Origin of the sequence: Cupriavidus sp. DL-D2 (assembly GCF_039710735.1) — a bacterium.
In the GTDB taxonomy this organism is placed as follows: Bacteria; Pseudomonadota; Gammaproteobacteria; order Burkholderiales; family Burkholderiaceae; genus Cupriavidus.
Genome location: NZ_JBDKXK010000005.1, coordinates 104,871 through 119,480, shown reverse-complemented (window position 1 = coordinate 119,480; position 14,610 = coordinate 104,871). Strand labels below are relative to the sequence as shown.

15 protein-coding genes are annotated in these 14,610 nt (G+C 63.7%); 5 read left to right on the top strand and 10 right to left on the bottom strand.

Features of this window, described 5'->3' with window-relative positions:
- Positions 1 to 288: 288 nt before the first annotated feature.
- Entirely contained in the window at positions 289 to 813 is a 525-nt protein-coding gene (locus ABDB81_RS05715; protein ID WP_137922898.1) for a hypothetical protein, read from the top strand.
- Between the two features lie 167 nt (positions 814 to 980).
- Here the strand turns inward: ABDB81_RS05715 and ABDB81_RS05710 are convergent, their stop codons facing one another.
- Together ABDB81_RS05710 and msbA are read right to left on the bottom strand one after the other, a co-directional pair.
- The gene (locus ABDB81_RS05710; RefSeq protein ID WP_346810280.1) at positions 981 to 1,583 is read right to left on the bottom strand and encodes a peroxidase-related enzyme; all 603 of its coding nucleotides are present in this window, start codon (positions 1,581 to 1,583) and stop codon (positions 981 to 983) included.
- A gap of 90 nt (positions 1,584 to 1,673) precedes the next feature.
- Entirely contained in the window at positions 1,674 to 3,443 is a 1,770-nt protein-coding gene (gene msbA / locus ABDB81_RS05705) for a lipid A export permease/ATP-binding protein MsbA (protein ID WP_137922896.1), read from the bottom strand.
- 90 nt (positions 3,444 to 3,533) lie between these two features.
- Here msbA and ABDB81_RS05700 point away from each other — a divergent pair, with 90 nt between their 5' ends.
- Entirely contained in the window at positions 3,534 to 4,316 is a 783-nt protein-coding gene (locus ABDB81_RS05700) for a glycosyltransferase family 2 protein (RefSeq protein WP_137922895.1), read from the top strand.
- Here ABDB81_RS05700 and ABDB81_RS05695 read toward each other — a convergent pair.
- The 3 genes from ABDB81_RS05695 to dnaE are packed head-to-tail and all read right to left on the bottom strand — an operon-like array spanning position 4,249 to position 9,034.
- Positions 4,249 to 5,262, bottom strand: coding sequence for a glycosyltransferase (locus ABDB81_RS05695; protein ID WP_346810274.1), 1,014 nt, complete (start codon positions 5,260 to 5,262; stop codon positions 4,249 to 4,251). The two genes, ABDB81_RS05700 and ABDB81_RS05695, sit on opposite strands and share 68 nt — an antisense overlap.
- Before the next feature lie 6 nt (positions 5,263 to 5,268).
- A complete protein-coding gene (locus ABDB81_RS05690; RefSeq protein WP_346810271.1) occupies positions 5,269 to 5,538 on the bottom strand; it encodes a hypothetical protein in 270 nt (89 codons plus the stop codon).
- A complete protein-coding gene (dnaE, locus tag ABDB81_RS05685) occupies positions 5,531 to 9,034 on the bottom strand; it encodes a DNA polymerase III subunit alpha (RefSeq protein WP_346810268.1) in 3,504 nt (1,167 codons plus the stop codon). The genes ABDB81_RS05690 and dnaE overlap by 8 nt, the downstream gene beginning before the upstream one ends.
- A 194-nt stretch (positions 9,035 to 9,228) precedes the next feature.
- On the opposite strand from dnaE, the gene ABDB81_RS05680 reads away from it, so the two are divergent.
- Positions 9,229 to 10,068, top strand: coding sequence for a sulfurtransferase (locus ABDB81_RS05680; RefSeq protein WP_346810265.1), 840 nt, complete (start codon positions 9,229 to 9,231; stop codon positions 10,066 to 10,068).
- 14 nt (positions 10,069 to 10,082) lie between these two features.
- Here ABDB81_RS05680 and ABDB81_RS05675 read toward each other — a convergent pair whose 3' ends face one another.
- The 5 genes from ABDB81_RS05675 to rpsP form a co-directional block, all read right to left on the bottom strand.
- The gene (locus tag ABDB81_RS05675; protein WP_137926412.1) at positions 10,083 to 10,763 is read right to left on the bottom strand and encodes a CoA pyrophosphatase; all 681 of its coding nucleotides are present in this window, start codon (positions 10,761 to 10,763) and stop codon (positions 10,083 to 10,085) included.
- A gap of 131 nt (positions 10,764 to 10,894) precedes the next feature.
- Positions 10,895 to 11,287, bottom strand: a complete 393-nt coding sequence (rplS, locus tag ABDB81_RS05670) for a 50S ribosomal protein L19 (protein WP_137926413.1) — start codon at positions 11,285 to 11,287, stop codon at positions 10,895 to 10,897.
- Between the two features lie 74 nt (positions 11,288 to 11,361).
- Positions 11,362 to 12,144 (bottom strand): tRNA (guanosine(37)-N1)-methyltransferase TrmD, encoded by a 783-nt coding sequence (gene trmD, locus ABDB81_RS05665; protein ID WP_137926414.1) that lies wholly within the window; start codon positions 12,142 to 12,144, stop codon positions 11,362 to 11,364.
- A gap of 29 nt (positions 12,145 to 12,173) precedes the next feature.
- A complete protein-coding gene (rimM, locus tag ABDB81_RS05660; protein WP_346810292.1) occupies positions 12,174 to 12,842 on the bottom strand; it encodes a ribosome maturation factor RimM in 669 nt (222 codons plus the stop codon).
- Between the two features lie 63 nt (positions 12,843 to 12,905).
- A complete protein-coding gene (gene rpsP, locus ABDB81_RS05655) occupies positions 12,906 to 13,166 on the bottom strand; it encodes a 30S ribosomal protein S16 (protein WP_137926415.1) in 261 nt (86 codons plus the stop codon).
- Positions 13,167 to 13,531: 365 nt separating this feature from the next.
- Here rpsP and ABDB81_RS05650 point away from each other — a divergent pair, with 365 nt between their 5' ends.
- On the top strand, positions 13,532 to 13,939 hold the full coding sequence (locus ABDB81_RS05650) for a hypothetical protein (RefSeq protein ID WP_137926416.1): 408 nt from the start codon (positions 13,532 to 13,534) through the stop codon (positions 13,937 to 13,939).
- A 71-nt stretch (positions 13,940 to 14,010) separates the two neighbouring features.
- Positions 14,011 to 14,508, top strand: a complete 498-nt coding sequence (locus tag ABDB81_RS05645) for an NINE protein (protein ID WP_137926417.1) — start codon at positions 14,011 to 14,013, stop codon at positions 14,506 to 14,508.
- Positions 14,509 to 14,610: the final 102 nt, after the last annotated feature.

Sequence of the window (14,610 nt, the reverse complement as noted above, 5' to 3'; positions counted from 1 at the left end):
GCGGCCCCGCCACTGGTCACGCACACGTGGTCGGCGGGCCGGCTGGTGTTCGCCGCCGGCTATCCGGCCGTGCAGCACGCCGCGCCGCGCGAGCGCGAGATGGTTGAAACGAGCGTTTGACGAAAAAAAAACCGCGCGCCCGAGTTGGGCGCGCGGAATATCCATTGACTATAGACGGTGGCCCGGCGGTTCGCCCAATAGGGCTAGTACCGAACACTTCCGGCTGGCCTTTGTGCCCCCATCCCCTACATTGAAGGTGAAAGGTGACGGACGCACGAGGGGTCGCACATGAAGTCAACCACGATCGCAAAGCCAGCCCTGCTGGCTCTTTTTTTATGCGTCGGATGCGCGCCGCTACAGGAGCGCGTGGATCGATCCCCGCCACTGGCCGGTCCGACGGTCAATGCCGACAAGACCTACCCGCCCGCACCGCAGGCCCGCGCCACGCCCATCGCCGCTCGCGAGATCAACATGGCGGGCGCGTGCAAGCGCACCGAGGAAGACGGCTTTCGCGAAGACGCCGTGGTGCGTGTCTCGCGCAACGCCGTACAGACGTTGACCTGGAAACTATGGGTCTCGCGCAAAGGCTCATGCCAGTTCGACCTCGCCCAGTTCAAACAGGTACAGCAGACACCACACATCGAACTGCATGCGGTAGATGGCGGCGGCTGCAAGCTCATGGTCTGGCAAGATCCGCGCCGCATCACGCTGGCGCACGCCAAGTGCGAGAAGTACTGCACACCGGGAATTTATGAGCAGGCGTGGCCGGTGCTGTTCGATCCGAAGAGCGGGGCGTGTGCGCAGGTGCGCTGAACAGTGATCCGCCACGGACCGGTTCCCCTCTCCCATGTAGTGGGAGAGGGGCCAGGGGTGAGGGCAGGCCGTCGATACACGGTTGCGCGGTTAGGGCTTGATGCGCTGACCCTCACCCCCAGCCCCTCTCCCGCAGGCGGGAGAGGGGAGCAAACCGTCGGGATCGATTACTTTGCTTTTGCCACCCGCCCCATCAAATAAAACTCGTCATTCGGCCGCATACTGATCGTATTCGCCATGCGATTCGACAATCCAAAGAACGCCGTGATCGCGGCAATATCCCAGGCGTCTTCCTCGTCGAATCCATGCGCGCGCAGCGCCTCGAAATCGGCGTCGCCTACCGTGTGCGACGCCTCGCACACCTTCATCGCGAAATCGAGCATGGCGCGCTGGCGTGGCGCGATGTCTGCCTTGCGATAGTTGACCGCTACCTGATCGGCCACCAGCGGTTTCTTCTCGTAGATGCGCAGGATCGCGCCGTGCGCCACCACGCAATACAGGCACTGGTTCACACCTGACGTTGCCACCACGATCATCTCGCGGTCGCCTTTGGTCAGGTTGCCCGTTTCCTTGAGCATCAGCGCGTCGTGATAGGCGAAGAATGCGCGGCACTCGGCAGGACGATGCGCCAAGGCAAGAAACACATTAGGCACGAAGCCGGCTTTCTCCTGGACTTCCAGCACGCGCTGCCGCAAATCTTCGGGCAGGTCGGCAATCGCTGGAACGGGGAAGCGGCTGATGAGAGGGGTGGTGGCGGACTGCGTGGTCATGTCTGTCTCCTCGGGGTATATGTCCCCTGTTGGTACATGCCCGGCCGTGGCGCGGTGCCACGGCCGTGAATCCTTGATGCTAGTGCTTGCTCAGTGCGCGGCAGTGGCGAACTGGATGCGATGCAGGCCGGCGTACAGGCCATTGGCGGCCAGCAGGTCGGCATGGCTGCCGGACTCTGCCACGCGGCCCTGTTCGAGCACCACGATGCGATCGGCGTTCTCGATGGTCGACAGGCGGTGTGCAATCACCAGCGTGGTGCGGCCCACCATCAACGATTCGAGCGCGGCCTGGACCTGGCGTTCCGATTCCGAATCGAGCGCCGAAGTGGCTTCGTCGAGAATCAGTATCGGCGCATCCTTGTAGATGGCACGGGCAATCGCCAGACGCTGGCGCTGGCCGCCCGACAGCTTCATGCCGTTGTCACCGATATTGGTTTCCAGCCCTTCGGGCAGGCCCTTCACCGTGTCGGTCAGGTAGGCCGCTGCCAGCGCGCGCTCCACGCGCGCCATGTCGATGGCTTCACGCGGATGTACGCCATACGCCACGTTGGCCGCCACGGTATCGTTGAACAGCACCACGTCCTGGCTCACGAATGCAATCTGGCGACGCAGGTCGTTGAGCGAGAACGAATCGATCGGCTTGCCGTCGAGCATGATGCGGCCTTCGGTCGGATCGAAGAAACGCGGCACCAGATTGACCAGGGTGGTCTTGCCACTGCCCGAAGGACCCACCAGTGCCACCACCTCACCCGGTGCGGCACGGAAGCTCACATGGTTCAGTGCCGCACGGCCAGCGTCGCCATAGCGGAAACCAACGTTGTCGAACACCAGATCGCCCTGCGCGCGTTCCAGCGCGGCGCCACCCACCAACGGCTCCACGGGTTCGTCGATCAGGCGGAAGATCATCTCGGCGGCCGTCAGGCCACGTTGCAGCGGCTGGTTCAAATCGGTCAGGTGCTTGAGCGGCGAGATCAGCAGCAGCATCGCCATCACGAAGCCAGTGAAACCGCCAATCGTCGTCTGGTCGGCCTGGGCCTGCACCATGGCGATGGTCAGGATCACCGACAGCGCCAGCGACGCCAGGAACGCCGTCACAGGCTGGTTCAGCCCGCCCGCCACGGCCATGCGCATCGAGTAGCCGCGCAGCCGCTCGGCCATCGTCGCAAAGCGCGCGGTTTCGTAGGCTTCGCCGCCGTGCAGCTTGACCACCTTGTAGCCACCCGCCGCTTCCTCGACGACATAGGCCGCCGTATTGGTCAGCGTCTGGTGCTCGCGATTCAGGCGGCGCAAGCGGCGATTCACCTTCGCCATCACGAAGCCGATGGTCGGCAGCAGCACCGCCACCACTAGCGTCAGGCGCCAGTTCGTATAGAACAGGTAGATCAGCAAGGCCAGCACGGTCAGCGAGTCACGCACCAGCGTGATCAGCACGCCTGTCAGGATCTGCATCACCTGATTGACTTCGAAGATCACGGCGTTGATCAGCGATGCGGCAGTGTTGCGGTGATAGAACAGCGCCGGCGCGCGCAGCATGCGCTCGAACATCTGCATGCGCATCTTCAGCAGCACCTTGTTCGAAATCATCGACAGCAGGTACCCCGACGCGAACTGCGCCACGCCGCGCACCAGTGCCACGCCCACCAGCAACGCGGGAACGTGCCAGAGCTTGCCTGAGTAGGCGCCGCCAAAGCCCTTGTCGAGCAGGTCGTTCACCACCTTGGGGATAATGCCCTCGCTCGCCGCGACCAGGGCCATGGCCACGATCGCGAGCACGAAATTGCGCATCTCGGGCTTCAGGTAGGACCATACGCGTTTGAGGGTATCGGTTTCCTGAGGCGTTTGTTTTGTGTTGTCGTTCACGTTTGCTCCACTTGCCGAGCGGGGCACGCGCCGTCTGCCGCTAGAATGGCGGGCAAATCCGGACTGCGGGCTACCGTCGCAAGCATCTCTATGAAAATCTCAGTCGTACTGATTACCAAAAACGAGGCACACAATATCCGGGAGTGCCTCGAAAGCGTCTCCTGGTGCGACCGCGCGATTATAGTGGACTCCGGCAGCACCGACGGCACGGTGGAAACCGCGCGCGCCATGGGGGCAGAAGTCCATGAAACGGCTACCTGGCCCGGCTTCGGACCGCAAAAAAACCTGGCCTTGTCGAAGGTGCAGACCGAATGGGTACTGTCCATCGACGCCGACGAGCGCGTCACGCCCGCCCTGCGCGACGAGATCCTTTCCGCGATCAACGCCAACGAGGCCGACGCCTACGACATGCCGCGCCTCTCGCGCTTCTGCGGCCGGTTCATGCGCCACAGCGGCTGGTATCCGGATCGCCTGACCCGCGTGTTCCGCGTCGGCAAGGCGCGCTTCACCGACGACATCGTCCACGAAAACGTGGTGACCGATGGCCCCATCGGCCATCTGCAAACCCCGCTGCTGCACTACACCTACGACAACTTCTCGCAGGTGCTCGGCAAGATCGACCACTATTCGACCCTCGGCGCCCGCCAGGCATTCCAGCGCGGCAAGTCCGCCTCGGTCGCCAGTGCATGGGGCCATGGTGCCTGGGCCTTCCTGCGCACCTACCTGCTGCGTCGCGGCTTCATGGATGGACCGCAAGGACTCGCCGTCGCGCTAATGAACGGTCAGGCGAGCTACTACAAGTACATCAAGCTCTGGCTGCTGCACCAGCAGGCGAAGCAGCCTGCCGCGTCAGGCGATCGACCAGCGCACTGAACGCCTGCGCGGTCGGACCAAAGCCCATCTGTTCGATGTGATGCGCGGCGTGCGCCAGCAATGCCGCGCGCAGCGCCTCGTCATGCAGGCCACGGTCGATGGCCTCGGCCAGACCTGCTACATCGCCTACCGGGACGAGCAGGCCGGCGCGGCCATCGTCGAGAATCTCGCGCGGACCGGTCAGACAATCCGTACTGACCACCACCTGCCCCGCCGCCAGCCCTTCGAGCAGCACGTTCGGCAACCCTTCCATCTTCGAGCTAAACGCCAGCAGGCGCGCATGGCCGATCCACGCATGCGGATTCGACTGGAAGCCGGCAAACGTCACGCGGCTGGCAATGCCCAGCGATTGCGCCAGCGCTTCGAGATGCTGACGCGATGCCCCATCGCCCACAATGACGAGATCTTCCGCAATCCCCTGCCCGGCCAGCCGGGCATAGGCATGCAGTAAAGACGCAAAATCCTTCTGGCTTTCTTCCAGACGTCCCACCGATACGATGAACGGGCCTTGTGGCGCCACACCGGGTTCCAGCGGCTGCTGCGCCCGGGTACGGATGTTCGCGATATCGATGGCGTTGTAGAGGCGCACGAGCTTGTCGGCGGCATCGGGCAACAGCACGCGCGCATCGGCGAGCATGCTGTCGGTCAGCAGCACCACCGCGTCGTAATCCACCTTGCACTGGTGCCGCAGCTTGCGCAGCTTCCGCTCGTGACCATCGGCCAGGTGCGCGACGCTGAAATGCTGATAGCCGATCATCGGCACGGCCAGCGGCCCCGTGATGCGCGACAGCGACATGTCGTAGTCGACTACGGCGTCGTATCCGCCCGGCACACCCTGCTTGAGAATGCTCAGAAAGCGGCGCCGCATCAGCGGCTTGCGGACCGGCGGCAGCAACGCCTCTTCATAGATCTTGCCAAGCGGCCCAAGCTTCCGCTGCTTCTTCAACTGACGTCAATGCGACAGCCAGCGCTCCGGCGCCAGCACATGTACCTTCACATGCGCGGGCAGCCGGGCGCGGAAATGCGATTCCAGTTCCGGCGACGGATACGTGATCGTCAAACCCAGTTCGAAGTGTTCCGGATCGAGCGAGGCCAGCAGTGATACCAACGAGGTCTCGATGCCGCCATGCAGGAAGTGCGTGACGTGGAACAGCACACGCTGGCGGCGCCCGGCCACGGGGGCGATGTCCTTCGAGGCAACCATCGGCATGGCCTCAGCCATAGATCATCTTCACGCTGTCGCCGAGCGCGCTGCGAAGATTCGTCAGCGCCTCCTCGGATGGCGTGATCTGCCATTGCGCGCCAAGCATGGCTTCGCACTGGGCGGTCTTGTTGACGTAGCTGACGCGAACCGGCAAGCCCGGCGACTGCGCCACGCTGGCGAGGTACGGCGTCAGCAGTTCGCGCAGGCGTTCGGTCGAAGCATTGCCATTGAAGCCCAGGCACACCGCCTCGGCATACTTGGCCCGCGCCGCCACAAGATCCATCACCGTCTCTGCCGTGAAGCGCACGCCGCCCGTGAACGTGTCATGCCGCGCATTGCCCTGCGCGATGATCAGTTCGTCTTCCTTGAACATGTGCCGGTTGGCGTCGTACAGCTCGTTGAACACGGTCATCTCGATCTGCGCCGTGCCATCGTCGATCATCACGATAATCAGCTTGCCGCGCTGCGTCATCTGCGTACGCACGCCCATGATCACGCCCGCCACCGCACGGCCGCGCACGTCGCGGCCATAGCCGCCGCCGTTGCCCTGCACTTCCTTCTCCAGCGCGGCCAGCGTGCCCTTGAGGAACTTGCGCACCTCGTCGCGCGACGCATCGAACAGATGGCCGGAGAAGTAATACCCCAGCGCCTGCTTCTCTTCCTGCAGCGTGCGCTTGGCAGTCCAGGCCGGCTCCGAGACCAGTTCCGGACGATGCGCCTCGCCGGCGTCTTCCATCAGGTCGAACAGCGACACCTGGTTAGCCGATTCCGCCTTCTGCTCGGCCGCTTCCATCGCGATCGACACCGAGGCCAGCAGCTGCGCGCGATTGTTGTTGAGGCTGTCAAACGCACCGGCGCGGATCAGTGCCTCGATCGTGCGGCGATTGACCTGGCGGCGATCCACGCGCTCGCAGAAATCGAACAGGTCCGTGAACGGCCGCTCTTCGCGTGCGCGCAGGATGTCTTCGATCGCGCCCTGCCCCGAACCCTTGATGCCGCCCAGGCCATAGCGGATCGTCTTCGCATCGGTCGGCGCAAAGCGGTATTCGCTGGCGTTGACGTCCGGCGGCAGCACGGTCAGCTTGTTCAGGCGGCAATCCTCGAACAGGATCTTGACCTTGTCCGTGTCGTCCATGGCCAGCGACATATTGGCTGCCATGAATTCGGCCGGGTGATGCGCCTTGAGCCACGCCGTGAAGTACGCCAGCAGCGCGTAAGCCGCCGCGTGCGACTTGTTGAAGCCGTAGCCCGCGAACTTCTCCATCAGGTCGAAGATGTCGTCGGCCTGTTGCGCGCTCAGCCCGTTCTTGTCGGCACCGGCGCGGAACAGTTCGCGGTGCTTGGCCATTTCCTCGGCCTTCTTCTTGCCCATCGCGCGGCGCAACAGGTCGGCGCCACCCAGCGAGTAGCCGCCGATGATCTGCGCCATCTGCATCACCTGCTCCTGGTAGACCATGATGCCGTAGGTCTCCTTGAGCACGGGCTCGACGCGCGGATCGGGATACTCCACCTTCTCGCGGCCATGCTTGCGTGCGCAGAAGCTCGGGATCAGGTCCATCGGGCCTGGTCGATACAGCGCCACCAGCGCGATGATGTCCTCGAAGCGGTCAGGCTTGGCGTCCTTGAGCATGCCCTGCATGCCGCGGCTTTCCAGCTGGAACACCGCCACCGTGTTGGCGCTCTTGAGGATATCGAAGGCCGGGCCGTCATCAAGTGGAATCTGGCTGCAGTTCCAGTCGGCCTTTGACGGATCGAGTCGGCGGATATAACGCTCGGCCCAGTCGAGAATCGTCAGCGTGGTCAGGCCCAAGAAGTCGAACTTGACCAGGCCGGCCGCTTCCACGTCGTCCTTGTCGTACTGGCTCACCACGCCGCTCATGCCGTCCGTGCCCTGCGTGTACAGCGGGCAGAAATCGGTCAGGCGGCCCGGCGCGATCAGCACACCACCGGCGTGCATGCCGACGTTACGCGTCATGCCTTCCACACGCTGCGCCAGTTCCAGCAGTTGGCGCACTTCTTCCTCGTTGGCTTCGCGTTCGGCCAGCGCGGGCTCTTCCTTCTTGGCTTCCTCCAGCGTCACCAGCTTGCCCGGCTTGAACGGAATCAGCTTGGCCACGCTATCGACGAAACCGTAACCCAGGTCCAGCACACGGCCCACGTCGCGCACGGCCGCCTTTGCTGCCATCGTGCCGAACGTGGCGATCTGCGACACGGCTTCCTTGCCGTATTTTTCCTTCACGTACGTGATCACGCGATCACGGCCGTGCTGGCAGAAGTCGATGTCGAAGTCGGGCATCGAGACCCGCTCCGGATTCAGGAACCGCTCGAACAGCAGCGCGTACTTGAGCGGGTCCAGGTCGGTAATGCCCAGCGCATAGGCCACCAGAGAACCGGCGCCCGAACCCCGGCCCGGTCCCACCGGCACGCCATTGTTCTTGGCCCAGTTGATGAAGTCCGCCACGATCAGGAAGTAGCCCGGGAAACCCATCTTGATGATGGTGCCGGTTTCGAACTCAAGCCGCGCGTAGTACTCGGGCCGCTGCCGCTCGCGCTCCGCCTCGTCGGGGAACAGCACCTCCATGCGCTTTTCCAGACCTTCCTTGGCCATGTGGATGAGGTAGTCATCCAGCGACATGCCATCGGGCGTCGGGAACAGCGGCAGGCTCGGCTTGCCCAGTTCCAGCGTGAGGTTGCAGCGCTTGGCGATCTCGACCGAGTTCTGCAGCGCCGACGGGATGTCCGCGAACAGCGCGGCCATCTCGTCCTGCGTCTTGAAATACTGGTCGGTCGTGAACTTGCGGATGCGGCGCGGGTTGGCCAGCAGTTCGCCTTCGGCGATACAGACGCGCGCCTCGTGCGCGGTGAAATCGTCGGGTGTCATGAACTGCACCGGATGCGTCGCCACCACGGGCAACTGCATCGAGGCGGCCAATTGCACGGCCTGCGGCACATACGCATCGGTACCGGGATGCCCGGCGCGTTGCAGTTCGATATAGAAACGTTGCGGGAAGACACGCGACCAGTGCTGCGCGGCGCGGCGCGCGGCCTCGACGTTGCCGTTGCCCAGCGCCTGGCCGACATCGCCACCCATCGCACCGGACAGCGCGATCAGGCCCGTCGCCAGCGGCAGGCCCTCTTCGCCCGGCTCTTCGAACCAGCCCGGCTCGAACTCGGCGCGGCCTTTGTACTGGTTGCTCAGCCACGCGCGCGACAGCAACGCGCAGAGATTCAGGTAGCCGATGCGATCCTGCACGAGCAGCAACATGCGCGCAGGCTTGTCGCGATCCTCGGCATTGGTCAGCCAGATGTCAGCGCCCACTACCGGTTTGACGCCGCTGCCGCGGGCCTCCTTGTAGAAGCGGATCAGGCCGAATGCGTTGGCAAGGTCGGTGAGCGCGAGCGCGCCCATGCCGTCGCCGGCGGCTGCCTTGACGGCGTCGTCAAGACGGACAATGCCGTCCACGACGGAGTATTCGGAGTGCAGGCGGAGGTGTACGAAGCGGGGTGCAGACATAGGGCGCCATTGTACCGGCTCCCCTCGCCCGATCTGCGGAGACTTTTCGTAAAGTGATGTCACCTGCAGGGTCTGGGGCGCTGGCCGCGACCATTGCGCAACGGGTATCGGGGAGGCCGCCGAACGGCTATAATTTCGCCTTTCCAATCAGGCAGTTACCGAGCGCTTTCGTGCCCGGCCAGCGGCGTTGCACCATGCAGATCGTTAATATTTCGGCTTACAAGTTCGTCTCGCTCGACGATATCGAGACCCTGCGTCCGACCATGCGCGAGCGTTGCGACGCCGCGGACCTCAAGGGCACGATCCTGCTGGCGCCGGAAGGCATCAACATGTTCCTGGCCGGCACCCGCGCGCAGATTGACGAGTTCATGACGTGGCTGCACGCCGACGCCCGTTTCGCCGACATCGCGCCAAAGGAAAGCCTGTCCGAGAACCAGCCCTTCAAGCGCATGCTGGTACGCGCCAAGAAGGAAATCATCACGATGAAGATGCCGCTGATCCGCCCCGAATCGGGTCGGGCGCCGGCGGTGCGCCCGGTGGACCTCAAGCGCTGGCTCGATCAGGGTCACGACGACGAGGGCCGCCCCGTGGTGATGCTCGATACGCGCAATGATTTCGAAGTGGCGGTTGGCACCTTCGACAACGCCGTTGAGTACAACATCTCGAAATTCAGCGATTTCCCGCCGGCCGTCGCCGAGAACAAGGCTGCGCTGGAAGGCAAGACCGTGGTCTCGTTCTGCACCGGCGGCATCCGCTGCGAAAAGGCCGCGATCCACATGCAGGAAGCGGGCATCGAGCGCGTGTACCAGCTCGAAGGCGGCATCCTGAAGTATTTCGAGGAAGTGGGCGGCAGCCACTACAAAGGCGACTGCTTTGTCTTTGACTATCGCACCGCCCTGAACCCGAATCTCGAACCCTCCGGTCCGGTGCAGTGCTTCGCGTGCCGCGCCGTGGTCACGTCGGAAGAACAGCAACATCCGAAGTACGTGGTGGGCAAGAGTTGCCCGCATTGCGCGGACGCCGCCGCGGCCTGAGCGTCTTCGGGCGCTTAAGCTGCCAGCAGGTGATAGAGGTTGCGCAGCATGCCCGCCGTGGCGCCCCAGATGAAGCGATGGCCACCCGCTTCGAGCGGATACGGCATCGCATAGAACTGGCGTTCGCCGCCCTCATACCGATAGATGCGGCGCTCATGCCGCGATGGGTCCATCAGGAACGCCAGCGGCACTTCGAAGACATCGGCCACTTCGCCCGCATCGGGTTGCAGCGTGAAGCCTGGCCGCACCAGGCCCACGACCGGGCTCACGTGAAAGCCCGTGCCCGTGATGTAGTCGGGCAGCGAGCCCAGCACCTCGACGAAATCCCGTCCGATACCAACTTCCTCTTCGGTCTCGCGCAGTGCCGTGGCGATCCGGTCGGCGTCATAGGTTTCCTGACGGCCACCCGGAAAACTGATCTGCCCCGCATGGGAAGAGAGATTGGCATTGCGTTGCGTCAGCAATACGGTCAGCCCGTGCTTGTGCTCCACCAACGGCACCAGCACTGCAGCCTCGCGCAACCCACGCGTTTTGTCGTAGATGCGCGACTCGTCGGTCAGTTCAGGCTCCCAGGCGGGCGGCGAGAGCAGCCGGTGCCGGATGAAATCGGGCTGCATGCGCGGCGCGGAAAGCGGCGCGCGCTGATGGTCGGTCGCGACGACCGGAAGTGTTTCGGGATCGAATATGGGGCGCATAACACCGGCAAGTATGACAGGAAGCGACGTACCGCGCCGGGCGCCCCACAATGCAAAAAGGACACCCCGAGGGGTGTCCTTCGCAAAGCCGGTCTGGCGTAGCACCGGTTTCCCGGTGCTGTCAGAAAAGCTTACTCTGCAGCGGCGGCGACCTTGGGGGTCTTCGCTACCAGCTTTTCCTTGATACGTGCCGACTTGCCCGAGCGCTCGCGCAGGTAGTACAGCTTCGCGCGACGGACGTCGCCACGACGCTTGACTTCGATGCCGGCGATCAGCGGCGAGTACAGCTGGAACGTACGTTCCACGCCTTCACCCGACGAGATCTTGCGCACGATGAAGGAGCTGTTCAGGCCACGGTTACGGCGGGCGATCACCACACCTTCGTAAGCCTGCACGCGCTTGCGCGTACCTTCCACCACATTCACGTTGACGATAACGGTATCGCCAGGTGCGAACACGGGGATGGACTTGTTCGCGGTCAGACGCGCGATTTCTTCCTTCTCGATCTGCTCGATGATGTTCATCGTTTTCTCCTTGACCATCATGCCAGCGTTCAATGCCCCAGAACTTTGCTGGGCCCCGGCAGAGGATGGTAGTTTCACTTGGCGGGAGCGAACTCCCGCCCTGCTTTCGCCGCCAGTTCCGACAGATACTTCTCGTCGGCCTTGGACAACAATCCTTGCCCACGCGCGGCCACGATCAGGTCGGGACGCTTGCGAGCGGTATTGGCCAGCGCCTGCTGCCGCCGCCATTTTTCGATCTCGGCATGATGGCCCCCGAGCAAAATGTCGGGCACCCGCACACCTTCATATTCTTCCGGCCTCGTGTAGTGCGGACAATCGAGCAGGCCGTTGACAAAGCTGTCCTGCACCGCCGATTGCGCATCGCCCAGCACGCCGGGCAGATGCCGCACCACCGCGTCGATCAGGGCCATCGCAGGCAGTTCGCCCCCCGACAGCACAAAATCGCCGAGGCTGATTTCCTCGTCCACGCGACGATCGATCAGACGCTGGTCGATGGCCTCGTATCGTCCGCACAGCAGCACCAGTCCCGGGCGCTGCGCCAGCGACATGACCTTGTCATGCGTCAGCGTCGCGCCTTGGGGCGACATCAGCACCACATGCGGCTTTTCCACCCCGGCGTCACGCTGCGCCGCAGCCGCGGCATCGAGCGTATCGTCCAGCGGCTTGGCCAGCATCACCATGCCGGGTCCGCCACCATACGGCCGATCGTCGATCGTCCGGTAGTTGTCGACGGTGAAGTCGCGGGGATTCCAGCTGCGCAGCGTGTAACGCTGCTGCTTGGCCGCCCGGCTGGTAATGCCCCAGTCGGTCAGCGCACGGAACATCTCGGGAAACAGCGTGATCACGTCGAACTGCATCGCGCCTCCCAGGACGTCACTTCAGTACTTCAGAAATCGAGCCCCCAGTCGACCACGATGCGCCGGGCGGAAATATCCACCGAGCGCAGATATGCGTCGACAAACGGAATCAGCCGCTCGGCGGCCTTACCGTCCGGCAGCTGGTAAGCCACCTCGAGGATCTGATGGGCGCCATTGTCGATCAGGCCAGTCACCTCGCCGAGCGCTTCGCCCTGCTCGTTGACCACCGCACAACCGATCAGGTCGACCCAGTAGAATTCATTCTCTTCCGGCGCGGGGAAGTCCTCCCGCCGGATCCAGACGCGCCTGCCCTTGAGCATTTCGGCCACATTGCGTTCCGAGACACCGGTAGCTTGCGCCACCACGGTACCGCTATGTTCACGCGACTGGGCAATCTTGACGCTCACTGCCTCCGACGGCGACGCCGGTGCCGCCAGCCTGCCAGCGGGTGGCGCAGGAAGCAGCCACCAGCGGCGGGCGTGGAGCAATGCGGAGGCGTCGTCCGCATGCGGCTGGACCTTGATCCAGCCCCGGATACCATACGCCGCGCCCACGTAGCCAACCTCGATGAGGTCGTCGGGAAGCGCGTCGGTACAGAGCAGCCCGGCGGGCAGCTTTGCTGAACGCGCAGCGACACCGCCTTGCGTGGCGGCGTTCGACAGGTTCAGCGGCTTGCGGCCGGTGGCGTTGCCAGTCACGTTGGCGGAGCGTCGGTCAGACATCGCCACGCACCGGAAACCGGCGCACAGGCGATATGACTATCAGGCAGCAGCCGGAGCAGCCTTGGCGGCTTGCTTCACCAGGCGGGCAACCGTCGGCGACAGTTGTGCGCCAACGCCTTGCCAGTAGGCCAGACGGTCGTGCACCAGGCGCAGACCTTCTTGCTTTTCAGTCGCCAGCGGGTTGTAGAAGCCAACGCGCTCGATGAAACGGCCATCGCGACGGTTGCGCGAATCGGTAGCAACGATATTGAAGAAGGGGCGCTTCTTGCTGCCGCCGCGAGCCAGACGGATTACGACCATTGTAAATTCCTCGAAAAAACGGGGTGTGCGAACACGAAACGCAGGAGTATAGCCCAGTTCCGCAGCCCAAACAAACACTTAGGGCGATCCCGTACCCCGCGCCGGCGCCGAAGCGCCCTCGACGCAACATCGGAGCCGCCGGGCCGTGGCGAAAACCGCGAAGCGGCTCTGCAGCAACAGTCCGATGATGCACTTTCTGGCCGCTCAGATGGAGCAACCTCAACCGCCGCCAAACAGGCGTCAAAGCTGGCAAAAATGACGAAACAATCCGTTACACCAGTAACGGGTTTCGCATAGGCCATCACAGGCGCGCTGCGTACCATGGACCCAACGCCTGACTCATCACCTGGACATTGGGAATCCGCATGCTTGCCCGCCCCCACCTGCGCTCACTGGTGGCTGGTACCTTGGCCGTCATCGGCCTGGTTGGCGCGATCGCCACCAGCCACGCACAAGTCGCCTTCTGGCAGCGCGCCGTCGACAATCCGGTGCGCGCGGTTCGCCTTGGCGCCGATAGCTGGGATGTTGCCGCGGTACGCGCCGAAAATCGGCAGCACGTGCAGCAGCAAATCGACCGCATGGAGCAACGCGCCCGCAACGACGACCGCCTGAGCGGACGCCCCCCCGAACCCGGCAACCGCGACGAGCGGGCGCGCCAGGCGGGTGGACCGGATCGTAACACCGGCGACAACGGTGCGATGCGCGGCACCGACGTTCGCCCCACCAACGTCGGCCCCGGCTGGCAGGCACGCGGACGCGACGGCGGACGCTGACTCCCCCTTCGGCCAGCGCCTGGGTGACGGGGCGTACAATGCGGCATCCCTGCCCCATCGCCCCGCTCACGATGCCTGCCGCAAGCCAAGCCCCTGTCGTCGCGCCTCAATCCCCCGCCGGACGTCCGCTCCGAAAATCCAAGCTCGTCACCGTTGCGCTGGCCTTCCTGCTGGGAAGTGTCGGCTTGCACCGCTTCTATCTGCATGGCCTGGGCGACAAATTCGCCTGGACCCACCTGCTGGCCATGCTGGCTGGTGCGATTGGCGTCACGTCGATGGCATTGGGCACCGGCAATGCGGCATTGAACTGGACGTTTGCGGTAGCCGGTGGAGCGTCTATCGTTGCCGCCTTCCTCACGGCCATCGTGTTCGGACTGCGTCCCGACGAAAAGTGGGATGCCCGCTACAACCCGCACGGCCAACCCACGCGCTCTGGCTGGCCGGTGATCATTCTCGTGATCCTTTCGCTGATGATCGGCACTGGCCTGTTGATGGCCGGACTGGCGATCAGCTTCCAGACGTTCTTCGAATCCCAGGTGGAAGCCGCCAAGGCGCTCTCGCAGGAGTAGCGCACTGCTTCAATTCCCACTGGTTGCAAAGATGCAACCAAACGTAAGTGGGGAAATGAAATGTGCGTTTACTTCGCCATACTCGCCGATATGGCAAATCGT